Source organism: Streptomyces sp. NPDC048461, from assembly GCF_055587105.1.
The window spans coordinates 85,640-109,958 of sequence record NZ_JBVJGW010000003.1; the positions used below are offsets into that span (position 1 = coordinate 85,640).

At 73.9% G+C, this 24,319-nt stretch carries 17 protein-coding genes; 6 read left to right on the forward strand and 11 right to left on the reverse strand.

Features of this window, described 5'->3' with window-relative positions; translation table 11 throughout:
• The first annotated feature begins 8 nt into the window (after positions 1-8).
• Positions 9-1,610, forward strand: a complete 1,602-nt coding sequence (locus ACZ6S8_RS05990) for a glycoside hydrolase family 13 protein (protein WP_469452907.1) — start codon at positions 9-11, stop codon at positions 1,608-1,610.
• Positions 1,598-2,725, forward strand: coding sequence for a LacI family DNA-binding transcriptional regulator (locus ACZ6S8_RS05995; protein WP_469452909.1), 1,128 nt, complete (start codon positions 1,598-1,600; stop codon positions 2,723-2,725). Before ACZ6S8_RS05990 ends, ACZ6S8_RS05995 begins: the two co-directional genes overlap by 13 nt.
• Here ACZ6S8_RS05995 and ACZ6S8_RS06000 read toward each other — a convergent pair.
• Positions 2,674-3,129, reverse strand: coding sequence for a VOC family protein (locus tag ACZ6S8_RS06000; RefSeq protein WP_469453555.1), 456 nt, complete (start codon positions 3,127-3,129; stop codon positions 2,674-2,676). The genes ACZ6S8_RS05995 and ACZ6S8_RS06000 overlap by 52 nt on opposite strands.
• 240 nt (positions 3,130-3,369) lie before the next feature.
• Between ACZ6S8_RS06000 and ACZ6S8_RS06005 the strand changes: the two genes are divergently transcribed.
• Together ACZ6S8_RS06005 and pulA are read left to right on the forward strand one after the other, a co-directional pair.
• Positions 3,370-5,100 (forward strand): carbohydrate-binding module family 20 domain-containing protein, encoded by a 1,731-nt coding sequence (locus ACZ6S8_RS06005; RefSeq protein WP_469452910.1) that lies wholly within the window; start codon positions 3,370-3,372, stop codon positions 5,098-5,100.
• A gap of 89 nt (positions 5,101-5,189) precedes the next feature.
• Positions 5,190-10,547 carry a pullulanase-type alpha-1,6-glucosidase gene (gene pulA, locus ACZ6S8_RS06010; protein ID WP_469452912.1) on the forward strand — a complete coding sequence of 1,786 codons (5,358 nt, stop codon included), beginning with the start codon at positions 5,190-5,192 and terminating at the stop codon, positions 10,545-10,547.
• A gap of 77 nt (positions 10,548-10,624) precedes the next feature.
• Here pulA and ACZ6S8_RS06015 read toward each other — a convergent pair whose 3' ends face one another.
• The 7 genes from ACZ6S8_RS06015 to ACZ6S8_RS06045 form a co-directional block, all read right to left on the reverse strand.
• Entirely contained in the window at positions 10,625-11,161 is a 537-nt protein-coding gene (locus ACZ6S8_RS06015; RefSeq protein ID WP_469452914.1) for a GNAT family N-acetyltransferase, read from the reverse strand.
• 139 nt (positions 11,162-11,300) lie between these two features.
• Positions 11,301-12,011, reverse strand: a complete 711-nt coding sequence (locus ACZ6S8_RS06020) for a TetR/AcrR family transcriptional regulator (protein ID WP_469452917.1) — start codon at positions 12,009-12,011, stop codon at positions 11,301-11,303.
• Positions 12,012-12,094: 83 nt separating this feature from the next.
• Positions 12,095-13,141 carry a PDR/VanB family oxidoreductase gene (locus ACZ6S8_RS06025; protein WP_469452919.1) on the reverse strand — a complete coding sequence of 349 codons (1,047 nt, stop codon included), beginning with the start codon at positions 13,139-13,141 and terminating at the stop codon, positions 12,095-12,097.
• Positions 13,138-14,034, reverse strand: coding sequence for a metal-dependent hydrolase (locus ACZ6S8_RS06030; RefSeq protein ID WP_469452921.1), 897 nt, complete (start codon positions 14,032-14,034; stop codon positions 13,138-13,140). Before ACZ6S8_RS06030 ends, ACZ6S8_RS06025 begins: the two co-directional genes overlap by 4 nt.
• Before the next feature lie 93 nt (positions 14,035-14,127).
• On the reverse strand, positions 14,128-16,044 hold the full coding sequence (locus ACZ6S8_RS06035; RefSeq protein WP_469452923.1) for a hypothetical protein: 1,917 nt from the start codon (positions 16,042-16,044) through the stop codon (positions 14,128-14,130).
• A gap of 124 nt (positions 16,045-16,168) precedes the next feature.
• Entirely contained in the window at positions 16,169-16,963 is a 795-nt protein-coding gene (locus tag ACZ6S8_RS06040; RefSeq protein WP_469452925.1) for a tyrosine-protein phosphatase, read from the reverse strand.
• 65 nt (positions 16,964-17,028) lie between these two features.
• Positions 17,029-17,640, reverse strand: coding sequence for a rhomboid-like protein (locus tag ACZ6S8_RS06045; RefSeq protein WP_469452926.1), 612 nt, complete (start codon positions 17,638-17,640; stop codon positions 17,029-17,031).
• A gap of 65 nt (positions 17,641-17,705) precedes the next feature.
• Between ACZ6S8_RS06045 and ACZ6S8_RS06050 the strand changes: the two genes are divergently transcribed.
• Complete coding sequence (locus ACZ6S8_RS06050; RefSeq protein ID WP_469452927.1) at positions 17,706-18,464, forward strand: hypothetical protein; 759 nt, start codon at positions 17,706-17,708, stop codon at positions 18,462-18,464.
• An 84-nt stretch (positions 18,465-18,548) separates the two neighbouring features.
• Positions 18,549-20,054: a PepSY-associated TM helix domain-containing protein gene (locus ACZ6S8_RS06055; protein WP_469452929.1), complete on the forward strand. Its 1,506-nt coding sequence runs from the start codon at positions 18,549-18,551 to the stop codon at positions 20,052-20,054.
• A gap of 71 nt (positions 20,055-20,125) precedes the next feature.
• On the opposite strand, the gene ACZ6S8_RS06060 is transcribed toward ACZ6S8_RS06055, so the two are convergent.
• From ACZ6S8_RS06060 to ACZ6S8_RS06070, 3 genes are all read right to left on the reverse strand, one after another.
• Positions 20,126-21,793: a beta-1,3-glucanase family protein gene (locus tag ACZ6S8_RS06060; RefSeq protein WP_469452931.1), complete on the reverse strand. Its 1,668-nt coding sequence runs from the start codon at positions 21,791-21,793 to the stop codon at positions 20,126-20,128.
• Positions 21,794-22,266: 473 nt separating this feature from the next.
• On the reverse strand, positions 22,267-23,418 hold the full coding sequence (locus ACZ6S8_RS06065; RefSeq protein WP_469452933.1) for a S1 family peptidase: 1,152 nt from the start codon (positions 23,416-23,418) through the stop codon (positions 22,267-22,269).
• Between the two features lie 312 nt (positions 23,419-23,730).
• The gene (locus ACZ6S8_RS06070) at positions 23,731-24,309 is read right to left on the reverse strand and encodes a winged helix-turn-helix domain-containing protein (RefSeq protein WP_469452935.1); all 579 of its coding nucleotides are present in this window, start codon (positions 24,307-24,309) and stop codon (positions 23,731-23,733) included.
• Positions 24,310-24,319 lie beyond the last annotated feature (10 nt).

Consider the following 24,319-nt stretch of genomic DNA (forward strand, 5'->3'; position numbering starts at 1 on the left):
AGGACGACATGACCCAGCACCTCGCCGACGCACTTCCCACCCCCTCCGGCACCCGGCCCGGATGGTGGAGAGAAGCGGTGATCTACCAGGTCTATCCGCGCAGCTTCGCCGACTCCAACGGGGACGGCATGGGGGACCTCGAAGGCATCCGCCGCCGCCTGCCCTACCTCCGGGACCTCGGCGTCGACGCCGTGTGGCTCAGCCCGTTCTACGCCTCCCCGCAGGCCGACGCGGGCTACGACGTCGCCGACTACCGGGCCATCGACCCGATGTTCGGCACCCTGCACGACGCCGACGCCGTGATCCGCGAGGCGCACGCCCTGGGCCTGCGCATCATCGTCGACCTCGTCCCCAACCACTGCTCCGACCAGCACGAATGGTTCAAGCAGGCGCTGCGCGAGGGTCCCGGCACCCCACTGCGCGAGCGGTTCCACTTCCGCCCGGGGCGGGGTGCGGACGGCTGCGAGCCCCCCAACGACTGGGAGTCCATCTTCGGCGGGCCGGCCTGGACCCGGGTCGCGGACGGGGAGTGGTACCTGCACCTCTTCGCCCCCGAGCAGCCCGACTTCAACTGGGAACACCCCGCGGTCCAGGACGAGTTCCGCTCCATCCTGCGGTTCTGGCTCGACCTCGGCACCGACGGCTTCCGGATCGACGTCGCGCACGGCCTGGTCAAGGCCCCCGGCCTGCCCGACCTCGGCCGCGACGAGCAGCTCAAGCTGCTCGGCAACCAGGTGCTGCCCTTCTTCGACCAGGACGGGGTCCACGAGATCTACCGTTCCTGGCGGACCGTCCTGGACGAGTACGCCGGCGACCGCATCGGTGTCGCCGAGGCGTGGACGCCCAGCGCCGAACGCACCGCCATGTACCTGCGCTCCGACGAGCTCCACCAGGCCTTCAACTTCCACTACCTGAACACCGGTTGGGACGCGGAGGCGCTGCGCGGCGCCATCGACGACTCGCTCGACGCGATGCGGCCGGTGGGTGCGCCGACGACGTGGGTGCTGTCCAACCACGACGTGGTGCGGCACGTGACGCGGTACGGGGGCGGGGCGCAGGGGCTGGCGCGGGCGCGTGCGGCCGCGCTGCTGATGCTGGCGCTGCCGGGTTCGGCGTACGTCTACCAGGGCGAGGAGCTGGGGCTGCCCGAGGTCGTCGACCTGCCGGACGAGGTGCGTCAGGACCCGTCGTTCTTCAAGGCGAACGGGCAGGACGGGCTCCGCGACGGCTGCCGGGTGCCGATCCCGTGGTCCGGCGCGCAGGCCCCGTACGGCTTCGGTGACGGCGGCAGCTGGCTGCCGCAGCCGGCGGAGTGGGCGGGTCTGAGCGTGGAGGCGCAGACCGGGGACCCGGCGTCCACGCTGGAGCTGTACCGGACGGCGCTGCGGATCCGCCGGGAGCGGGCCGAGCTGGGCGCGGGCGACGCGGTGGAGTGGCTGGAGGCGCCGGCCGGCGTCCTGGCGTTCCGCCGCGGGGCGTTCGTGTGCACGGTGAACACCACGGGCGCGCCCGTGCGCCTGCCCGCGCCGGGCGAGGTGCTGCTCGCCAGCGCCGCGCAGGGCGACCCGGACGTGCTCCCGGCCGACAGCGCGGTGTGGTGGCTGGGGTGACGTCCCCGCTGCGGCTCACCGACATCGCCGCGCAGGCCGAGGTCAGCGAGGCGACGGTGAGCCGCGTGCTCAACGGCAAGTCGGGCGTGGCGGCCGGCACCCGGCACAAGGTGCTGGCCGCGCTCGACCTGCTCGGGTACGAACGTCCGGTCCGGCTCAAGCGCCGGAGCAACGGGCTGGTCGGGCTGCTCATCCCGGAGCTGACCAATCCGATCTTCCCGGCGTTCGCCCAGGTCATCGAGCAGGCGCTGGCCGGGCACGGGTACACGCCGGTGCTGTGCACGCAGACCCCGGGCGGGGCCACCGAGGACGAGCTGGTGGAGCAGCTGGAGGAGCGCGGTGTCACGGGCATCGTGTTCCTGTCGGGGCTCCACGCGGACTCGGCGGCCGACCCGGAGCGCTACCGGCGCCTGGCGGCGCGGGGGGTGCCGTTCGTCCTGGTCAACGGCTTCAACGAGCGGATCAGCGCGCCGTTCGTGTCGCCGGACGACCGGGCGGCGGCCGACATGGCGGTGCGGCACCTGGAGGACCTCGGGCACCGCCGGATCGGGCTGGCGATCGGGCCGACCCGGTACGTGCCGTCTGCGCGCAAGGAGCAGGGGTTCCTCGCGGCGCTGCCGGACGCGGACGCGGAGGGCCTGGTCCAGCGCACGCTGTTCACGGTCGAGGGGGGTCACGCCGCGGGCAACGCCCTGCTGGACCGGGGCTGTACGGGTGTGGTGTGCGCGAGCGACATGATGGCCCTGGGCGTCGTGCGGGCGGCGCGCGAGCGGGGGCTGCGGGTGCCGGAGGACGTGTCGGTGGTCGGCTTCGACGACTCGCCGCTGATCGCGTTCACGGACCCGCCGCTGACGACGGTGCGCCAGCCGGTGCGCGCGATGGCGACGGCCGCCGTGGGGGCGCTGCTGGAGGCGGTGGGCGGGACTCCCGTCGAGCGCACGGAGTACGTGTTCCAGCCGGAGCTGGTGGTCCGCGGCTCGACGGCCCAGGCCCCGGGCCCGGTGGCCGGTCCGGTGGGTGGTTCGGCGGGTGACCCGGTGGCCGGTTCGGCGGGCGGTCCGGCTCAGACCACGCAGAACTCGTTGCCCTCCGGGTCCTGGAGCACGACGGCGTAGTACGGCATGTCCGGCTCGTCCATGATCCGCATTACGGTCGCGCCGGCCGCGGTGAGTCGGGTCACCTCGGCGGTGACCCGTCCGGTCCGCACCCCGATGGGCACGTCGCGCCCGCCGCCGACCTTCAGGTCGAGGTGGAGGCGGTTCTTCCCGTTCTTCGGCTCGGGGACCTGCTGGAACCAGATCCGCGGGCTGCGGCCGTCCGGGTCGACGATGGATTCCGGCGTCTCCCCGGCGCCGTCGGGCAGTTCCTCCGGGGGCACCCCCAGCTCCTGCCAGTAGGCGCGCCAGGTGGGGTGTCCTCCGGGCGGGGGTTCGGGGACGTAGCGCAGGGCTTCGGCCCAGAAGGCCACCATCCGCCGCGGGTCCGCGCAGTCGACGGTCAGTTGCAGGGTCATCTCCACGTCGTTCTCCATTCCGGCAGGGTCGCAGGCGCCACTGACAACGCCCGGCGGCGACGCGGCCCGTGAACGCCGGGCGGCCGCGCGGCCGGGGGTGCGGCCGAGGGCGCGGCCGGGGGTGCGGGCCGCGCCGGTGTAACCGCCGGAAACAATTCTGCAATCTCTTGCGCAAAGTCTTGCAGCAGGTGGGCGTGCGCCCTACGGTCGCTGCCATCCCCACCTCTTTCGCCAGGAGGCACCCGCATGCCCCGCACTCGCGTCCGACGCCGTACGCAAGCCCCCCACCGCAGAGCCGCCCTCGCGGTCCTGGCCGTCGCGGCCGCCACCCTCGTCGCACCCGCCGCCCCCGCCACGGCGGCCGCCCCCGGGGAGCGCGACGTCACCGCCGTCCTCTTCGAGTGGAAGTTCGACTCGGTGGCCGCGGCCTGCACCGACAGCCTCGGTCCCGCCGGTTACGGCTTCGTCCAGGTCTCGCCTCCCCAGGAGCACATCCAGGGCCCCCAGTGGTGGACCTCGTACCAGCCCGTCAGCTACAAGATCGCCGGCCGGCTCGGCGACCGCACCGCCTTCAAGCGGATGGTCGACACCTGCCACGCGGCGGGCGTCAAGGTCGTCGCGGACTCCGTCATCAACCACATGGCAGCCTCCGACGGCACCGGGACCGGCGGGAGTTCGTACACGAAGTACGGCTACCCCGGCATCTACTCCGGCGCCGACATGGACGACTGCCGCGCGACGATCTCGAACTACCAGGACCGCGGCAACGTGCAGAACTGCGAGCTGGTCCAGCTGGCCGACCTCGACACCGGCGAGGCGTACGTGCGGGGCCGCATCGCCGGCTACCTGAACGACCTGCTCTCCCTCGGGGTCGACGGCTTCCGCATCGACGCCGCCAAGCACATGCCCGCCGCCGACCTCGCCGACATCAAGTCCCGGCTGACCGACCCGGGGGCCTACTGGAAGCAGGAGGCCATCTTCGGGGCGGGCGAGGCCGTCGGACCGGCCGAGTACCTCGGCAGCGGCGACGTGCAGGAGTTCCGCTACGCCCGTGACCTGAAGCGGGTCTTCCGGTCCGAGAGCCTGGCCCACCTGAAGAACTTCGGCGAGGCCTGGGGGTACATGCCCGGCGGGAAGTCCGGCGTCTTCGTCGACAACCACGACACCGAACGCGGCGGCGACACCCTCAGCTACAAGGACGGCTCCGCCTACACCCTCGCCAACGTCTTCATGCTGGCCTGGCCCTACGGCTCCCCGGACGTGCACTCCGGCTACGAGTGGACCGACAAGGACGCCGGACCCCCCAACGGCGGTGCGGTGAACGCCTGTTACGCGGACGGCTGGAAGTGCCAGCACGCCTGGCGGGAGATCTCCTCCATGGTCGCCTTCCGCAACGCGGCCCGCGGGCAGGCCGTCACCCACTGGTGGGACAACGGCGGCGACCAGATCGCCTTCGGCCGCGGCTCCAAGGCGTACGTGGCGATCAACCACGAGGGCTCGGCCCTGACCCGCACCTTCCAGACCTCCCTGCCGGCCGGCGACTACTGCGACGTGCAGAGCGGCCGCACCGTCACCGTGGGCGGCTCCGGCCAGTTCACCGCCACCCTCGGCGCCGGCACCGCCGTCGCCCTGCACGTGAACGCCCGCACCTGCTCCGGCGGCACCACCCCGCCGCCCGCCACCGCAACCGGCGCCTCCTTCGCCGTCAACGCCACGACCGTGCCCGGCCAGAACGTGTACGTCACCGGCGACCGCGCCGAACTCGGCAACTGGAACACCGGCAGCGCCCTGCGCCTCGACCCGGCGGCCTACCCCGTCTGGAAGCTCGACGTCCCGCTCCCGCCCGGGACGGTCCTCGCGTACAAGTACGTCCGCAAGGACGCCGCAGGGAACGTCACCTGGGAGAGCGGGGCCAACCGCACCGCCACCGTCCCCGCGACCGGCAAGGTCGCGCTGAGCGACACCTGGCGCGGCTGACCGACGCCCCACAGACCAGGGCCGCCCGGCACCACCCGACCCCGCCACGGGCCGGGCGGCCCTCATCCACGTGCCCAAGGAGAAACGCCTTGATACGCCCTGCCGCAGGAGTCCTCGCCGCCGCTCTGGCCGTGACGCTCCTGCCCGCCCTCCCGGCCGCCGCCGCCCCGGCGCGGCCCCCGGCCCCGCCCTCGGACGCGAAACTGGCCGCCGAGCCGGCCCGGCACGACCTGACCCGCGAGCAGTTCTACTTCGTGCTCCCGGACCGCTTCGCCAACGGCGACCCGCGCAACGACCGGGGCGGCCTGACCGGCTCCCGCCTCCAGACCGGCCTGGACCCGACGGACAAGGGCTTCTACCAGGGCGGCGACCTCAAGGGGCTGACCGACCGGCTCGACTACATCAAGGACCTCGGCACCACGGCCATCTGGCTCGCGCCGATCTTCAAGAACCAGCCGGTGCAGGGCAAGGGCGACGACGTCTCGGCCGGGTACCACGGCTACTGGATCACCGACTTCACCCAGGTCGACCCGCACTTCGGGAGCAACGCCGACCTGGAGCGGCTCGTCGACAAGGCGCACGGGAAGGGGATGAAGGTCTTCTTCGACGTCATCACCAACCACACCGCCGACGTCGTCGACTACCGGGAGGCCTCGTACTCCTACCTGTCGAAGGGCGCCTTCCCCTACCTCACCAGGGACGGGGTGCCGTTCGACGACGCCGACTACGCCGCCGGCGGGCGGAAGTTCCCGAAGACCGGACCGGAGTCCTTCCCCCGGACGCCCTTCGTGCCCGAGGCCAAGAAGAACCTCAAGGTGCCGTCCTGGCTCAACGACCCGCAGATGTACCACAACCGGGGCGACTCCACCTTCGCCGGCGAGTCCTCCGAGCAGGGCGACTTCTTCGGGCTCGACGACCTGTGGACCGAGCGTCCCGAGGTCGTCGAGGGGATGGAGAAGATCTACGAGAAGTGGGTCCGGGACTTCGACATCGACGGCTTCCGCATCGACACGGTCAAGCACGTCAACACCGGTTTCTGGACCCAGTGGGCGACCGCCCTCGACAGCTACGCGGCCAAGCGCGGCCGCGACGACTTCTTCATGTTCGGCGAGGTGTACTCCGCCGACACCGCCGTCACCTCCCCGTACGTGACGCGCGGCCGCCTCGACGCCACCCTCGACTTCCCGCTCCAGGACGCGATCCGCGCGTACGCCTCCCAGGGCGCGGGCGCCGCCCGGCTGGGCTCCGTCCTCGCCGACGACTACCGGTACACCACCGACAAGGCCAACGCCTACGAGCAGGTCACCTTCCTCGGCAACCACGACATGGGCCGCTTCGGCACCTTCCTCGCGCAGGACCGGCCGGGGGCGGGGGAGCAGGAGCTCCTCGACCGCTACCGGCTCGCCAACGAGCTGATGTTCCTCTCCCGGGGCAACCCGGTCGTCTACTCCGGCGACGAACAGGGCTTCACCGGCGCCGGCGGCGACAAGGACGCCCGCCAGCCGCTCTTCGCCTCGCAGGTCGCCGACTACCTCGACGACGACCAGCTGGGCACCGAGCGCACCCACGCGAGCTCCGCCTACGATCCGGCCCACCCGCTGTACCGGCAGATCAGCGCCCTCTCCAAGCTCACGAAGGCCCACCCGGCGCTGCGCGACGGGATCCAGAGCGAGCGCCTGGCCGACGGCTCCGTCTACGCCTTCGCCCGCACCGACCCCCGCACGCGCACCGAGTACCTGGTCGCCGCGAACAACGCCGCCGAGCCCCGCACCGTCGAGCTCGACGCCCCGGCCGGAGCGCAGTACCGCACCCTGTACGGCGGCTCCGCCGCGGTCCGCGCCTCCGCGGCCGGCAAGCTCTCCGTCACCGTGCCGGCCTACGGCTCGGCCGTCCTCCAGGCCGCCGCGCCCCTGGCCCGGCCCGCCGTGAAGCCCTCCCTGACGCTCAAGGCCCCGGCGCCCGGTGCGGCCGGCACCGTCGAGCTGAGCGCCGACGTCACCGGCGGCGGCCTGAACCGGGTCGTGTTCGCCGCGCAGACCGGCACCGGGAAGTGGCAGGTCCTCGGCTCCGCCGACCACGCCCCGTACAAGGTCACCCAGCACGTGGAGGCAGCCCCCGGCACCGCCCTGCGCTACAAGGCGGTCGTCGTGGACTCCGCCGGCCGCACCGCGAGCGCGTCGGCCGCGTCCGTCGCCGGCCAGGTCCCGCCCGCCGAGGTGCCGACCGCCACCCAGCGGGACTACGCCGTCGTCCACTACAACCGGCCCGACGGCGACTACACCGACTGGCGGCTCTACGCCTGGGGCGACCTGGCCGACGGAGAGGCCACCCCCTGGCCCGCCGGACACGGCTTCACCGGCCGTGACGCGTACGGCGCGTTCGCCCACGTCAAGCTCAAGCCCGGTGCGTCGAGCGTCAGCTACCTCGTCATCGACAAGGACGGCACCAAGGACGTCGCCACCGACCGCACCCTCGACGTCACCAAGACCGGCGAGGTCTGGCTGGAACAGGGCAAGGAGGCCGTCCGCACCGAACGCCCCGCCTACCCGCCGCAGGACACCACCAAGGCCGTCCTGCACCTCCAGCGCCCCGACGGCGCCTACGACGGCTGGGGCCTGCACGTCTGGACCGGCGCCGCGGCCCCGACCGACTGGTCCAAGCCGCTGCTCCCCGTCCGCACCGACTCCTACGGCGCGGTCTACGAGGTCCCCCTCGCCGCCGGCGCCACCAGCCTGAGCTACATCCTCCACAAGGGCGACGAGAAGGACCTCCCCACCGACCAGTCCCTCGACCTGAAGGCCACCGGCCACGAGGTCTGGATGCTCGGCGGCCGCGAGAAGTACCTGCTGCCGCAGCCCGCCGGCTCCGCCGCCGCCCTCGACCTCGCCAAGGCCGAGGCGGTCTGGATCGACCGCGACACCGTCGCCTGGAACGCCCCCGCGGCCGCCGCCTCCGTCCAGCTCCTCGCCTCCCGCGAGGGCCTGATCACCGCGCGGGACGGCACGCTCCAGGAGGCCGGCGCCGCCCGGCTGCGCCTGACCCGCTCCGAGCTCACCGCCGCCCAGAAGCAGAAGTTCCCGCACCTGGCCGCGTACGCCGCGTACACCGTCGACCCCCGCGACCGCGGCCGGGTCCGCGAGGCCCTGCGCGGCCAGCTCGTCGCGAGTGCCCGCGCGGCGAACGGCGCCGTCCTGGCCGCCACCGGCGTCCAGCTCGCCGGCGTCCTCGACGACCTGTACGCGACCGGCGCCGCCCTCGGCCCCGTCTTCAAGGACGGCCGCCCCACCCTCTCCGTCTGGGCCCCCACCGCCCGCGAGGTCGCCCTCGAACTCGGCGGCCGCACGGTCCCCATGCGCCGCGACGACGCCACCGGTGTCTGGTCGGTCCGCGGCGAGCGCAACTGGGCCGGCAAGCCCTACCGCTACGCCGTCACCGTATGGGCGCCCAGCGTCCGCCAGGTGGTCCGCAACCTGGTCACCGACCCGTACTCCACCGCCCTGACCGCCGACTCGACGCACAGCCTGGCCGTCGACCTCGCCGACCCGAAGCTCGCCCCGCCCGGCTGGCGCGACCTGCGCAAGCCCGCGCCCGTCCCCTTCACCACCGCGCAGATCCAGGAGCTCCACGTCCGCGACTTCTCCGTCGCCGACCGCACCAGCAGCCACCCCGGCCAGTACCTGGCCTTCACCGACACCGCCTCGGCCGGCATGCGCCACCTGCGCGACCTGGCCGGCTCCGGCACCTCGTACGTCCACCTCCTGCCCGCCTTCGACATCGGCACGATCCCCGAGAAGCCGGCCGACCGCACCGAACCGGCCTGCGACCTCAAGGTCTACGCCCCCGACTCCGACCAGCAGCAGGCCTGCGTGGCCGCGGCGGCCGCCAAGGACGCCTACAACTGGGGCTACGACCCGCTGCACTACACCGTCCCCGAGGGCAGCTACGCGAGCGACCCGAACGGCACCGCCCGCACCACCGAGTTCCGCAGGATGGTCCAGTCCCTGAACGGGGCCGGACTGCGCACCGTCATGGACGTGGTCTACAACCACACCGTCGCCTCCGGACAGTCCGACAAGTCCGTCCTGGACCGCGTCGTCCCCGGCTACTACCAGCGGCTGCTGCCCGACGGCGCCGTCGCCAACTCCACCTGCTGCTCCAACACCGCCCCCGAGAACGCGATGATGGGCCGCCTGGTCGTCGACTCGGTCGTCACCTGGGCCAAGGAGTACAAGGTCGACGGCTTCCGCTTCGACCTGATGGCACACCACCCCAAGGCCAACATCCTCGCCGTCCGGGCCGCCCTGGACGCCCTGACGCCCGCCAAGGACGGCGTCGACGGCAAGAAGATCGTGCTCTACGGGGAGGGCTGGAACTTCGGCGAGGTCGCCGACGACGCCCGGTTCGTCCAGGCGAGCCAGAAGAACATGGCCGGCACCGGCATCGCCACCTTCTCCGACCGGGCCCGCGACGCGGTCCGCGGCGGCGGCCCCTTCGACGAGGACCCGCGCGTGCAGGGCTTCGCCTCGGGCCTGTTCACCGAGCCGAACGGCTCCCCGGCCAACGGCACCCCCGCCGAGCAGAAGGCCCGGCTGCTCCACGCCCAGGACCTGATCAAGGTCGGCCTGTCCGGCAACCTCGCCTCGTACGCCTTCACCGACACCTCCGGCCGCCGCACCAAGGGCTCCGAGGTGGACTACAACGGCTCCCCGGCCGGCTACGCGGCCGCCCCCGGCGACGCCCTCGCCTACGCCGACGCCCACGACAACGAGACCCTCGCGGACGCCCTGACGTACAAGCTGCCGCCCGCCACCAGCCCCGCCGACAAGGCCCGCATGCAGGTCCTGGCGATGGCGACGGCCACCCTCTCGCAGGGGCCGTCCCTCTCCCAGGCGGGCTCCGACCTGCTCCGCTCCAAGTCCCTGGACCGCAACTCCTACGACAGCGGCGACTGGTTCAACGCCGTCCACTGGGACTGCCGCGACGGCAACGGCTCCGGCCGCGGCCTGCCCCCGGCGGCCGACAACGCCTCCAAGTGGACCTACGCCAAGCCCCTGCTGACCCTGCCCGCCCCCACCTGCGCCGACATCACCGGAGCCGGCGCGGCCTTCCGCGACCTCCAGCGCATCCGCACGACGGAACGGGCCTTCGCCCTCACCACCCCGGAGGAGGTCCAGGCCCAGCTGGCCTTCCCGCTCTCGGGGAAGGACGAGACCCCCGGCGTGATCACGATGACCCTGGGCGACCTGGTGGTGGTCTTCAACGCCACCCCGGCCGAGCAGTCGCCGCGCGTCCCGGAACTCGCGGGCCGGGGGTACGCCCTGCACCCGGTCCAGGCCGCCGGCTCCGACGCCACCGTCCGGCGGGCCGCCCACGACGCGGCGACGGGGGAGTTCACCACCCCGGCCCGCACGGTCGCCGTCTTCACCCGCGACGCCGCGCGGCGCTGACGCACCCCGGGTGCCTCCGGTCCCGGAGGCACCCGGGGTACCGGGGGCGCCCGGGGAAACCCGCAGGCCCCGGGGGCTCACACCACGGTGAGCCGGTCCAGCCGCTTCTCCAGCAGGATCACCCCGTAGACACTTCCGTCCTTAGCCTCCTTGTGGGGGAACTCGCCGACCACCCGGTAGCCCGCGCCCCGGTAGTACGCGAGCAGCCGGGGGTTGGTGGAGACGCAGTCCAGCCGGGCGCGGGCCAGCCCGGACCGGGCGATGCGCCGTTCGGCGTGTTCCAGCATGCGGCGCCCTGCTCCGGCGGGCGCCGTCCGGCGTTCCACCATCAGCCGGTGCACGTAGCCGGCGACGGGCGGCTGGACCCCCCAGGCCTCCTCGTCGGACCACCACAGCTCGTACCCGCCGATGATCCGCCCGTCACTGTCGCCGGCGAGCCACACCTCGCCCTCGCGCATCATCGCGAGGAAGTGCGCGGCGTCCTTCTCACCGGGCTTCCACTGCTGGATCCCGTTCTTCTGCATCCACCGGGCAGCCTGGTCGTACAGCTGCACCAGGGTGTCGGCGTCCTTCTCCGCGGCCGGCCGGAACAAGATCCCGTCGTCAATGATCACGCGGGCATTATCGCCACTGCGGTGATCATCACGGAACCGGCACCCCGCCGGACTCCCCGTACCAAGTCCCTCCGGACGTACGGCCGTACGCCGCACCGAGCCGCCCTGCGGGCCGCGCCCGGCCCCGCTCGCGCCCGGTCTAGGGGGTGCCGGGCGGCGGGCCCGCCATCAGGCCGCCCAGCCGCCCGACCAGTTCCCCGAACGTCCCGTCGGCGGGCTCGTCCGCGAGGATCCGCACCAGGATCCCCGCCATCTCCGCGTCGTACGCGGCGCTCACCGCGGCCAGCGCCGCGAAGTCGTGCACCAGCTGCAGCTCCAGCTCGCCCCGCGGGATCTTCCGGCCGTCCAGCCAGATCAGCGCCGTGGACTCGGCGAGCGACACCCACGAGCGCACCACCAGCTGAAGCCGCGCCGGCGGCTCGGAGACGTCCAGGTGCGCGAGGATCTGCTCGTACGCCGCCTGCCGCACCTCGTCGATCATGGCGTTCGCCCGGCTGCTCCCGGCGGCCGGTCCGCCCCGCATCAACGCGGAGAAACCGGGGCCGTGTTCGTCGACGAACGCGAAGAACCGGCCCATGACGCGCAGCAGCCGGGCCCCGAGCGGACCCTCCTGGGGCTCCACGAAGCGCAGCGCCAGCTCGTCGGCCGCCCGTCTCAGGGCGGCCTCGTACAGGCTCAACTTGCCCGGGAAGTAGTGGTAGACGAGCGGCCGTGATATCCCGGCCGCCGCCGCTATCTCGTCGATCGACACATCGTCGGGCGACCGGTTGCTGAACAGCTCCAGGGCAACCCCGATCAGCTGCTGCCGCCGCTCCTCGACACCCATCCTGCGCCGCACCCCGGTTGTCATGCCGACACCCTAACTTCTCCGGTCGGCGCGGAGCCCCCCGCGGACGCCCGCCGGTGGCGGGCGGCTCCGGCCGCACGGTGCCGCTACAGGTCCAGCACCAGGCGGTCGTCCTGCGCGCGCGAGACGCACAGCAGCATCGAGTCCTCGCGCTCCTGGTCGGTGAGGAGGGTGTCGCGGTGGTCCACCGGGCCCTGAAGGACCCGGTGCTGGCAGGTCCCGCAGAAGCCCTGCTCGCAGGAGTACGGGGTGTCGGGCAGCTCCCGGCGCACCGCCGCCAGCGCGGTCTCGTCCGCGGCCACCTCCACGGTCCGCCCCGAGCGGTGCAGTTCGACGGTGAACGGCCGGGCCCGGCCCGTCGCGGCCGCCGCCGTGAACCGCTCCAGACGCACCGCCGCCGGGTCGGCGGCCGCCGCGACGACGGCGTCCATCAGCGGTTCCGGGCCGCAGCAGTAGACCAGGGTGCCGGGTCCGGCCGCGGCGAGCGGGGCCAGGTCCGGGAGGCCCGTCTCGTCCTGCGGGAAGACGGTGACGCGGTCGCCGTACGCCGCGAGCTCGTCCAGGAAGGGCATCGAGGCGCGCGAGCGGCCCCCGTACAGGAGGCTCCAGCCGGCGCCCGCCGCGGTGGCCGCGCGGAGCATCGGCAGGATCGGCGTGATGCCGATGCCGCCCGCGACGAAGACGTACGAGGGGGCCGGGTCCAGCCCGAAGCGGTTGCGCGGCGGCCGCAGTTCCAGCTCGGCGCCCTCGACCAGCTGGGCGTGCGCCTCCCGGGAGCCGCCGCGGCCGTCCTCCACGAGCCGGACCGCGATCGCGTACCGGCCGGCCTCCGCCGGATCCCCGCACAGGGAGTACTGGCGGACCAGCCCGGACGGCAGGGTGACGTCCACGTGCGCGCCCGGCGCCCAGGCGGGCAGTTCCGGCGCTTCCAGGACCAGGTGCAGGACCCCCTCGGCCGGTTCCGTACGGGAGACGACCAGCGCGCGCAGCGCACGGCGCGGGGAGTGGCCGGAGACCGGGGTCTCCAGGGCCGGCAGGGGCCACAGCGGAGAGTCGCCGATGCGCCGGCTCAGGGCGCGCCGGGCGGCCCAGGCCGCGCCCGCCGCGACGGTGATCACCAGGGCGCGCCTCATGCGACGGCACCGCCGTTCGCGCCGGGGGAGGAGGCCAGGTAGGCGGTCGCCTGGGCCGTCGAGCCCTCCTGCGAGGGGTGGTACGTACGGGAGAGGTAGGTCGGGATCGACTTGAGCATCGCCCCCGTGGAGGGCAGGACGCCCTGCTGCCCGGCGCGGAAGAACTGCCCCAGCGAGGCCCTGCCGTCCACGAGGGTCGGGTCGTTCTCCATGAAGAAGCGGACCCCGCGCTGCCAGAGGAAGACCAGGGCGGAGAACGCCGTCGCCCAGGTCCGCGCCCGGCGCCGGTAGTTGCCGTCCACGTGCATGAACAGGTCGAAGGCCACCGAGCGGTGCTCGACCTCCTCCGCGCCGTGCCAGCGCAGCAGGTCCAGCATGGTCGGGTCGGCGCCCCGCCGGTCCAGCTCGTCCGCGTTCAGCACCCAGTCGCCCAGGAACGCCGTGTAGTGCTCGATCGCCGCGATCATCGCGACCCGTTCCATCAGCCACCACCGCCGCGCCCGGCCCGGCGGCAGGGTCCGGTCCCCGAGCAGCTTCTCGAAGAGCCAGTCCACCTGCGCCGTGTACGGGGTCGGGTCCAGGCCGAGGCGCTTGAGGTGCGGCAGCACGTCGTCGTGGGCGGCGGCGTGCATGGCCTCCTGGCCGATGAAGCCGACGACGTCCGCGCGCAGCTGCTCGTCCTCGATGTACGGGAGCACCTGCTTGTAGACGTGGACGAACCAGCGCTCGCCCGCGGGGAGCAGCAGGTGCAGCACGTTGATCATGTGCCCGGCGAAGGGGTCCCGGGGCAGCCAGTGGAGCGGGGTGCCCTCCCAGCCGAAGGACACGTTCCTGGGCCTCAGGTCTATGTGTTCCGACGCCACGGGAGCGGGCGCGGGCGGCGTATTAGACATGGCGTCAATGTACTGATGGGTAGGGGCCAGGAGAACCCCTCTGCACGCACTTCCTCACACGGCCCCGCCGCGACGGCGGGGCCACCCGCGGGATCAGCGCAGCGACCCCGCCTTCGAGCCGTCCGTGAGCTTGCCCGACAGGTCCACCTGCGCCCCGGCCGGCGCCTTGACCGCCAGCCGGTTGCCGTTCGCCGAACCGCTGACCCCGCCGCCCGTCGCCGTCAGGGAGGCGAACTGGGCGCTGCCCGCGGCGAGTACGTACCACTGGCCCGCCCGCGACTGCCACAGCACGCCCGCCAGCACCCGGGGCTCCCGGGGCCCGCACGCCGGGGTCCCCTCCGCCCGGGCCGCCTGCGCGGCCAGCGGAGCGCCGGGGGCGAGGAACTGTGCCTGGACCCGGTCCGCCGCGCCCTGCCAGGTCTCGGCCCGGGTGCAGAGCCAGGCCGCCGTCCCGCCGCCCTCGGGGAGCGGTTGCTTGGCGTACGTCCAGGCGTTGACCGTGCGGACGCCGTGCGAGCGGACCGACGGCAGCAGGCAGGCGATCCGCTGCCAGTCCCCGAGCTCCGCCGCCTCCGTCACGTCCCGCTCGGCGCCCGGCGCGCCCGACGTGAGGCGGGCCGCGGTCAGTTCGCCGAGGTCGGTGACCAGCCGGGTGGCGCCGGCGCCGGTCAGCGCGAGCGCGTTCCAGCCGGTGCAGCTGCCCGCGGGGGCGGGGCCGACGACCGGCGGGGTCACCCCGTCCGGGGTCAGTTTCAGGGGCGTCGGGGCCGCGTCCGCCTTCAGCAGGTCCCGCAGGGCCGCCCCGGTGACCCAGGGGGCGGTGAGGTAGCGCACGTTGCCGTCGACCCGGCTGAGGACCAGGGCCGCCGCGGTGTCCGCCGAGGCCCCGTCGGTCCGGGCGAAGTCGAGGGCGGCGCCGGTGCTCCCGGACCGCGGTTCCGCGTACCGCACCACGCGCAGGCCGTCGTGCAGGAGGACCACCACGGCCTGGTCGACGGTGCCCGCGAACAGCAGCTGGGCCGGTCCCATCGCGGGCCCCGTGGGGGTGCCCGGGGTGGCCGAGACGACCACCGGGGAACCCGGCCGGGCCCACACCGCCAGGGCCCGGCGCAGCAGCGCCGCGTCACCGGCGCGGTCACCGCGCGCGGGCCAGGTGGAGAAGCCCGTACGGGAGGACGTGCGCCACAGGGTCGGCGCGGCCCGGACCAGCTTCCCGGGGTCCAGGGCCTGCTCGGCCGCGGCGTTGAGCGCGTACGGCGGCGCGGCGGGCCCGTCCGAACCCCAGCCCCCGCCCGGCAGCGCGAGGAGCGCCCCGCAGACGGCGAGGGCGGCCCCGGCGGCGAGCGCGGCCCGCGTGAGCCGGCGCCGGCGCAACAGGTCGGTCGGGCGGGCTTGGAGGACGCACGGGTCGAACTCGGGGGAGGCGAACAGCGCGTCGTTCGCCGGGCCGCCGGACTCCGCGACGGCGGCGGCCGGGTCGGCCACCCCGGCGTCGTCCAGCACCCGGAGCACCTCGGGCTCCGACAGCCGCTCCAGGGCGCGCAGCACGCAGGCGGCCCGGGCGGGCCCGCCCAGGGTGGCCAGCCACTGGTCGAGGGCGAGCTCCTCGGCCCCGCCCGAGCGGGGGAACAGCCGCAGCCCCCACACCTGGGGAAGGGCCGGCGGCAGCTGCGCGCGCCGGGGGAGGGTGCGGAACGTCAGCGGGACCCCGGCCTCCAGGGCCGCGCGGAGCACGCGCAGCCGGACGTACGCGTAACCGGAGTCCCCCGTGGCGCCGCCGCGCTGGCCCGGGACCCCGCCGCGGACGGCGGCCGTCGTCTCCCGCCGCCCGCGGGGCAGGGCCCGCTGGGTGAGCGAATGGGCGGTGAGCACCCGCCGGTTGCGGCCCAGTGCGGGCGGCAGCACCAGGTAGGCGAGCCGCACCAGCCGCGGGTAGTGCTCGACGATGGCGGCCTCGGCCTGTTCGACGTCGGGAGACAGGGGGCGGGTGGCGGTATCCGGCGCAGTCACGTTCAGCAGAACGAGCGAATCGTCGGATGGTCACCCGTCCCCAGCGCACACGTTCGGGCCTCGGGGGGTGTCGCCGAAGCCGTTCCGTACGCCCGCGCGGCAGGAGCGGGTTCGACGACGCCTGCTACACCACCAGGCGGGCGCGCAGCGCCGCGACCGTCTCGTCGGGGACCCCGAGGCCCTCGCGCACGTACTTCTCCACGGAGCCGTAGCGCGTCGCGACCTCGTCCAGCGCGGCCTCCAGGTACGAGGGGAAGACCCCGATCAGCGCGAGCGCGATGTCCGGGTCGCCGCCCGCCGCCGTGAAGCCCTCGATCATCGGGGCGAAGGCGCGCTTCACCGCCGGGTTCACCGAGAGGTATTCGGCCATCAGGGTGTCGTCGTCCGCGCCGAGCAGCGACAGGATCACCGTCGCGCCCCAGCCGGTGCGGTCCTTGCCGGCCGTGCAGTGGAAGAGGAGGGGGCCGGACTCCGGGTCGGCCGCCTCGGTGAGCAGCATCCGGTACGCGGCCTGCGCGGACCCGGAGTGCACGAAGGACCGGTAGACGTCCCCGAAGAGGGCCTGCGCCTTGCCGCCGCCCAGGTGCTCCTCGGCGACCACCGGGTCCGACAGCAGGTCCTTGAGCTGCGCGGCGGCAGGCATCGCGCCGGAGTTCACCTTGTCCGCGAGCACGTCGCCGACCAGCAGCCGGGCGCCGGCCGGGAGGCGGTCGGGGTGGTCGGCGCGCTCGGCTTCGGTGCGGAAGTCGATGACCGTGCGCAGCCCCAGCGCGGCGACCACCGGGTCGGCCGCGGGGTCGAGCCGGTCGAGCTGGCCGGAGCGCAGGAGCAGGCCGGGCCGGACGGTGCGGCCGCCGGACAGCGGGGTGCCGCCGAGGTCGCGGAGGTTGGCGACGGTGGTGGACGGGGTGGCGGTCATCGTGTCGGCTCCAGCGGTCGGCGAAGGGTGGGGGCAACGGGACCGGACGGTCGCGGTTACTCGTGTCATATGGTGGTTCGGATCATCTTCCGACGACTCGGCGCGGAAAGGTAATCGACGGCCACCGAGATCCCGATGCCCACCCCGAGCGCCGCCAGGTGCCCGGCGTCGGTGAAGGTCCGCCCCCGCTTGAGCACCGGGGCCGCGCCGAGTGCCAGGAGTCCCGCCCGGGCCGCCGTGCGCACGGCCCCGCGGGGCAGGGCCGAGGTCAGCGCTCCGAGGACGGCGTTGAAGCCGTAGCTGGTCCCCACGTCCAGGGCCCGCCGGGTCCCGGGTCCGGCCGTCCTGCGCAGCACGCCGTACACGAGGAGGGTCGCCGAGGCGTGCCCGAGCAGGAACACCCCGGCGGTCCACCAGGCCCCGTACGCGTACTCGGCGTACCCGAGGACGGCGACGAGCAGCAGCGCGTACGGCAGGGGCATCGGCTCCTCGACCACGAAGGCGCTGGTCAGCAGCGTCTCCCAGCGGCCGGCGGCAAGGTTGTCGACGTTCGTCGAGCATCCGCGCAGCAGCTGCTCCCGCTCGGCCGTCCCCATCCGTTCCAGGGCGTACGCCCCGAACTGGACCCCGGCCGCGTACACCGTGCTCAGGGGCGACGGCCATGGCAATGGATTCACGCTTCCATGATCGGATACCGCCCCCGCGAAGGCATCACCGGGCCCCGTGGGAACATGGCCCGGCCATGTCAGAGAACCCCGCGCCGCTGCGCGCCACCCGAGCCGCGCTGTTCGCGGCGGTGTGCGTGGCGCTGGGCGCGGTGGGTCACGCGCACATGTCCGGCACGGACGTGCCGGCCGTGGGGCTGCTGGGGGCCTTCGCGGTGACCGCCGGACTCGCCTGGGCCGCAACCGGGCGGCGGCGGGGCCCGGTGGGGATCACGGCCGCGGTGCTCGCCGTGCAGGGGGTCCTGCACCTCGTGTTCAGCGGGAGCCAGGCCGCGCAGGCGCCGCCCGCGGCGGCGCCGGGACAGGGCCACGGTCACCACCACGGGGCGGCCGCCGGCCCGGGGGCCGCCGCGACCGGCGCTTCCGGGATGCCGGGGATGCCCGGGACGGCCGACGCGGCCGGCGCCGTGGACGGCATGGACGGCATGGCAGAGATGGTCGCGACCGCCGGGCACGGCGGGTTCGGGATGCTGGCCGCGCACGTGCTCGCCGGGCTGTTCTGCGCCCTCTGGCTGGCCCGGGGCGAGGCCGCCGTGTTCCGGCTGGCCCGGGTGCTCGGTTCCGTCGCGCTGCACACCGCCCGCCCGCTGGCCCGCGCGGTCGCCCTGGTGCGGGCGCGGGTGGTGCCCGTACCCGCTCCGCCCGCTCCGCGCCCCGCGCACGTACGACCACGGCGCCTGCGCGGCGCCGTGCACGCCCACGCCGTGGTCCGGCGCGGGCCGCCGGGGAGCCGAGCCTTCCGCGCCACGGCCCCCGGCCGTCCCGCCCGCGCCTGACCGGCGCCCTCCCGGCCCCGCGCCGGCGGTGGAGCGAGACCCGGGGCCGGTTTCCCCATGTCTCCGCCAACACCGAGGACCCCCATGTCCCTTGAAGAGGTTCAGGACGTCCGCACCCCGGACGCCGACGCCCCCGCCGACAGAACCACCGACACCGCCGCCGAGGCCGGCGGCGCCACCACCGCCGCCGAGGCCGGCGGCGCCGGGCGCCGGCGCCCCGGCAGCGGCTGGGCCGCCCTGCGCCCGCTGCTCCTGCGCATGCACTTCTACGCGGGCCTGCTCATCGCCCCGCTGCTGTTCGCCGCCGCCGCCACCGGGCTGCTCTACGCCGCCTCCTGGCAGGCCGAGGCGATCGTCTACGCCGACGAGCTGACCGTCGACCGCGTCGGCGACGGCCCGCTGGCGCTCAGCGCCCAGGTCGCCGCGGCCAGGGACGCCGCGCCCCGGGGCGAGATCGTGTCCGTGTGGCCCGCACCGGACGCCGAGGCCACCACCCGCGTGATCATGGAGAGCCCGGGCCTCCCCGAGGGCGAGACCCTCACCGTCTTCGTCGACCCGTACACGGCCGAGGTGCGCGGGCAGCTCGCCACCGTGGGCGACGCGCTCCCGCTGCGGGCCTGGCTGAGCGAGTTCCACTCCAGCCTCCACCTCGGCGAGTTCGGCAGGAACTACAGCGAGCTCGCCGCGAGCTGGCTGTGGGTGGTGGCCCTGGGCGGCCTCGCCCTGTGGATCGGCCGCCGCCGCAAGCGGGCGGCGGACCTGGTCCTGCCCGACCGCACGGCCACCGGCCGGCGCCGCACCCTGTCCTGGCACGGCACCGTCGGACTCTGGGCCGTCGCGGGCCTCGTGGTGCTCTCCGCCACCGGTCTGACCTGGTCGCGGTACGCGGGCGAGAACATCGGGCAGCTCCAGGACCGCCTCGGCGGCGCCACCCCCGCCGTCTCCGCCGCGGTGAACGGCGGTCCCGACGGCGGCGCCGACGAGCACGCGGGCCACGTCATGCCCGACGGTACGCAGATGGCCCCGCCCGCTCCCACCGCCGACCTCGGCATCGACCGCGCCGTCGAGGCCGCCCGGGCCGCTGGGGTCACCGAGTCCCTCCAGGTGACGCTCCCGTCCGCGGGCAAGGGGTACGTGGTCAAGGAGAAGGACAAGCTGGTGCCGGTGCACCTGGACGCCGTCTCCGTGGACCCCGCCGACGCCCGCGTCATGGACGAACTGCGGTTCGCCGACTACCCGCTGCTCGCCCAGCTGACCCGCTTCGGCATCGACCTGCACATGGGCATGACCTTCGGCCTCGCCAACCAGCTCGCGCTGGCCGCGCTCGCCGTCGCGGTGATGTTCCTGGTCTTCTGGGGGTACCGGATGTGGTGGCTGCGCCGGCCGACGAAGGACCGCGCGCTCTCCGTGGGCCGCGCCCAGCCGCGCGGAGCCTGGCGGAAGCTGCCGGTGACCGTGCTGCTGCCGCTGGCCGCGGTGACCGCCGTGGTCGGCTGGTTCGTCCCGATGCTCGGAATCAGCCTGGTGGCCTTCCTGGCGCTCGACGCCGTCCTGGGCTTCGCCGCCGGCCGCCGGAGCGCGGCGGCCTAGGGGGTGTCGTCGACCTCGTTCCTGCCGTGCGTACCGGGCGCCGCACGGCAGGAACGAGTGTGGCGACACCCTCAGGCGAAGGAGAACCAGTTGACGTTGACGAAGTCGGCGGGCTGGCCGCTGTCGAAGGTCAGATAGACGTCGTGGGTGCCGGTGGTGCGGCCGATGTCGGCGGGGACGGTGCGCCAGGCCTGCCATCCTCCGGTGTTGGCGATGGCGAAGCGGCCGACCGGGGTGGCGGTGGGGCTGCCGAGGCGGACCTGGACCAGGCCGCTGACTCCGCCGGCGGCGCCGGAGGCGACGCGGGCGTTGAAGCGGGTGGCGCCGGTGGAGCCGAAGGCGACGGCCGAGAACTTGAGCCAGTCGCCGTTGGACAGCCGGCCGACATCGGATCCGCCGCCGTTGTCGGAACAGGCCTCGACCTGTGCTCCCGACTGGGCGTTGAACGCCTCGGCCTGGATGGTGGAGAAGGCGCTGACCCCGCCGCCCGGGGCGGTGGCGGTCGGCGTCGGGGTCGGTGTGCCACCGCCGCCGGCCACACCGCCGACCGTGATGGTCCAGCGGCCGGGGCTGCCGGACTGCACCTTGCCCTCGAAGTCGACTCCGGCCGGGTGCACGTCGTCGTACGGGAAGGCGTACCCGAGGTGGTCGGGGGTGGTGTCGTGAAGGATGCGGGCGTAGTGGTTGGTGCGCGGCCGGGTGTAGAAGGCGGCGGGGTTCTCGGCGGTCGGCTGGTGGGCGTTGTCCAGCAGGGTGGTGCGGTTGAAGGCGGCGGCGAGCCGTGCGCTGAGATTGCCCATCAGGTCGTTGCCCGTGGTGAAGGGCGCGTCGCTGCAGGAGAAGATCGAGAGGGTCGACGGCTTGGCGAAGCTTCCGACTCCGGGGAAGGCGAGGGTGTCGCCGTTCACCCGGCCGGTGACGGTTCCCCAGGTGAACTGGGTGTCGATGCGCAGGTCGGTGGAGCGGTACTTGTTCCACACCTCGTCGACGTAGCCGTCGAAGTATCCCCGGAACAGGGCGCCGTTGCCGCGGATCGCCAGGTTGGGACTGAGTACGCGCAGGTCGCGGCCGCCCGCGGTGACGATCAGCCTGCTCCAGTCGCTGCCGTCGGCTGCGGACTGGGCCCGTAGCGCGGCGGCGACCCGGGACAGTCCGTCGGCGGGCAGTCCGCGCACCGTCTGGGTGCCCTGCCCGGTCTCCAGCTGGAAGGCGATCGGCAGCGAGACCATGTCGACGAACGTGATGTTGGCGTACAACTGGTCGCTGTTGAAGGTGAATTCGCAGAAGTCGTGAGGGACGTTCGCGTTGGCGTCGGCGGGGTTGCTCACCGACGGCAGGGCCAGGCCCCCGCCACGGTTCACCAGGAAGGTGAGTTTCGTGCCGACGGAGAAGTAGATGCGGCCGCTGTCCAGGCGCGGCAGCGTCACCCTCCGTGCCCCGGAGCCGGACGCGTTGAGCGGTATGGCGCAGTCGACCCCGAGCGGGGTCTGATCGCTGGCCGGGGCCGGCGGGTGGTACAGGCTGGAGCCGTTGGCCTGGATGAAGGCCCAGTTGCCGCCGGCCGCGGGGTCGCGGCCGAGCACGTAGGCGTACACCGTGCTGTTGCCGGTGGTGTTGACCAGGTCGAGGGGGAGCGTGGTGGTGGTGGACGCGTTGGCGCCCACCTCGAACCAGGCGGCCGCGGCGGGTACCGCCAGGGCCAGGCCCGCTGTCGCGGCGAGGAGCTTTCTGCGGGGCATCGTTCGCTGGTGGCGAGCCGTCACGGTGGGGATCCGTTCTGCGTGAGGTCGGGTGGGGGGAGCGGTCGGACGCAGGGGCGGGGGAGAAGGGAGGCGGCGGGGCTGGTGGGGCTGGTGGGTCAGCCGGCTGTCCACTTCCGGTGGGCGGCGCCGGTGCAGGTCTGTAGTGCGAGAGCGCTCTCAAGGGTGACGCGGTGTCACCCGGCGGCAGTGAGTATTACGGAGGGGTAACTGCCATGGCAACGTCAGGCGTCCCTCCTGCGCGCCTCTGAGCTGCGGTTTTCTCTCCTGGCTTTCGGCTTAACCCTTGCTTAAGGCTGGCTTGATGCGGAGAGGGCGGCTCGGAGCCGGTGGCCGGCCGGTCGAGGCGCCCTGGAGACCCTGGCGGGAAGCGCCTCCGGCCCGGGCAGGAAGCCGTGCGACGGGTCCTTCCGGGTGCTCAGGTCCGGAAGGGCCCGTTCGCCGTGCCGACCTCAGGCGGTGTGCAGCGTCAGGCCGTAGCGGCCGAGGATCTCGTTGACCGGCTGGAACCACGTCTGGCCGCCGGACGAGCAGTTGCCCCAGCCGCCGGAGGTGACGCCCTGGGCCTGGTCGCCGCTGAGGAACGAGCCGCCGGAGTCGCCGCCCTCGGCGCAGACGCTGGTCTTCGTCATCTGGTGGACGGCGCCCTGGCTGTAGTTGACGGTCTCGTTCTTGGCCAGGACGGTGCCGCAGCGCCAGTGCGTCGTGGACCCCGACCGGCAGATCGAGGCGCCCACGGGTGCCTCGCCGGAGCCGCGTACCAATTGGTCCGGGATGGTGCCCCAGCCGAGCACCACAGGCACGGTCCACCAGCCGCTGTGGATGCCGACGTACGCATAGTCGTTGCCGGGGAACGAGGAGCCCTGGAAGGTGCCCATCGCGGACCCGTCCCAGCCGCGCACGGCGGCCCCCGCCTGCCCGCAGTGCCCCGCCGTCACGAAGCCGCCGTACACGGAGAAGCCGATCGAGCAGCGGACGTTGCCGGTGTAGTACGGGTCGCCGCCGACGGTGCCCGCGGCGTACGTGCGGGGCGCCTGTGCCGTCTCGGCGACGGTGATGGGGCCGCCGGCCCGGGCCCGGTCGATGAAGGCCCGTACGGCGGGGGCTTCCCGCTCGGTGCGTACGACCGTGAGGACGACGCTGTTGGTCCGCGGGTCGACGTGCCAGCCGGCCACGCCGGCGGGGGCGCGAAGCGTGTCCAGGCGTGCTTTGGCGCGGTCCAGCACGGCGGCGCTGTGCCGGACGAGCCGGGTGTCGGCGCCGAGGGCCCGCACCTCGGATTCCTCCGCACGGCCGGTCACCGCGACGACGAGCCGGCCGGTGGACGGCTCGAACCACGAGCCGCCGTACGCACCACCCGCGGCCTGCCGTGCGGTCTTCTCCACGGCCGCGGCGGCCTTTTCCGCGCTCAGTCGTTCCTCGGCCCGGGAAGCGGTGAGCCCGAGGTCCCGGCGCATCGCGTCGAGCAGTCCGGCGGAGGCGGACGGCGCCGCTGCGGGCTCCGGAAGCGGGATCGCACTCGCCACGCCGGCATGGGCGGCGCCCAGGCCGACGGTCAGGAGCAGGGCGGCGACGGCGGCGCGCAGGGGAGTGGTGCGTTTCACGAGACCTCCTGTTGTGGGGAGTTGGACTCTTGAGAGCGCTCTCACAGAATGTCGGGCATTACGTTAGCCGAGGCCTACTTGTCAGGTCCATACCAAAGTCCGGCCCTCGCGGCGGGACCTGCGTGACCATGCCTTCTACTCAGCCCTGCCGCCCAGCCCTACCGGGCAGCCGTCACTCTCGCGTCGCTCCTGATGCGGGCATGACATTTCGACGACAACTCCGCTGCTCCGGACGGCCGAAGGGCCCGTACCCCTCGTGGGTACGGGCCCCGCTGCGTTCGTATCGGGCCGGTCAGGGCGCGCACCCGCCGGTCACGGTGCGTACTTGTAGCCCACCCGGCGCACCGTCTGGATCGCACCGCGGTGGGCCGCGCCGAGCTTGCGGCGCAGCCGGGCGATGTGCACGTCCACGGTCCGGCCGTCACCGACGTGGCCGTAGCCCCAGACCGTGGTCACCAACTGGTCCCGGCTGTGCACCCGGTGGGGGTGCTTCACCAGGTGGGCCAGGAGCTCGAACTCCAGGTAGGTCAGGTCGAGCACCTCGCCGTCGACCTCGGCGGTGCGCTGCGCGGTGTCGATCCGTACGAGGGCGTCACCGCTCGTGCCGGCCGCGCCCTCGGGGGCCTGCGGGGCGGGGGCGGCGACGGCGTGCGGGGCGAAGGCGATCTGCGGCTGCTGGTCGGCGGGCACCAGGACCAGGTAACCGACCATCGGGGGCTGTCCCGGCAGAGTGGGCAGCGTGTGCTGGGGGGCCGGCAGCCAGGTGGCGCCCGGCGGGAGCAGGTCCACGACCCGCGCGACCTCGTCGCGGTCCACGGCGCGCAGCCGGTGGCGCGGACTGGGAGGGAAGGTCAGGGGAGCAGCGGAGGTGAGGGTTCGGGTGTTCGCCATGAGTGGTCAG

What these genes read in the sequence shown, in the direction of transcription:
- ACZ6S8_RS05990 (WP_469452907.1), top strand. Translation starts at nt 9, where the DNA reads ATGACCCAGCACCTCGCCGACGCACTTCCCACCCCCTCCGGCACCCGG.
- ACZ6S8_RS06005 (WP_469452910.1), top strand. Translation starts at nt 3,370, where the DNA reads ATGCCCCGCACTCGCGTCCGACGCCGTACGCAAGCCCCCCACCGCAGA.
- ACZ6S8_RS06020 (WP_469452917.1), bottom strand. Translation starts at nt 12,011, where the DNA reads ATGACAACCGGGGTGCGGCGCAGGATGGGTGTCGAGGAGCGGCGGCAG.
- ACZ6S8_RS06025 (WP_469452919.1), bottom strand. Translation starts at nt 13,141, where the DNA reads ATGAGGCGCGCCCTGGTGATCACCGTCGCGGCGGGCGCGGCCTGGGCC.
- ACZ6S8_RS06030 (WP_469452921.1), bottom strand. Translation starts at nt 14,034, where the DNA reads ATGTCTAATACGCCGCCCGCGCCCGCTCCCGTGGCGTCGGAACACATA.
- ACZ6S8_RS06040 (WP_469452925.1), bottom strand. Translation starts at nt 16,963, where the DNA reads ATGACCGCCACCCCGTCCACCACCGTCGCCAACCTCCGCGACCTCGGC.
- ACZ6S8_RS06050 (WP_469452927.1), top strand. Translation starts at nt 17,706, where the DNA reads ATGTCAGAGAACCCCGCGCCGCTGCGCGCCACCCGAGCCGCGCTGTTC.
- ACZ6S8_RS06055 (WP_469452929.1), top strand. Translation starts at nt 18,549, where the DNA reads ATGTCCCTTGAAGAGGTTCAGGACGTCCGCACCCCGGACGCCGACGCC.
- ACZ6S8_RS06060 (WP_469452931.1), bottom strand. Translation starts at nt 21,793, where the DNA reads ATGCCCCGCAGAAAGCTCCTCGCCGCGACAGCGGGCCTGGCCCTGGCG.
- ACZ6S8_RS06070 (WP_469452935.1), bottom strand. Translation starts at nt 24,309, where the DNA reads ATGGCGAACACCCGAACCCTCACCTCCGCTGCTCCCCTGACCTTCCCT.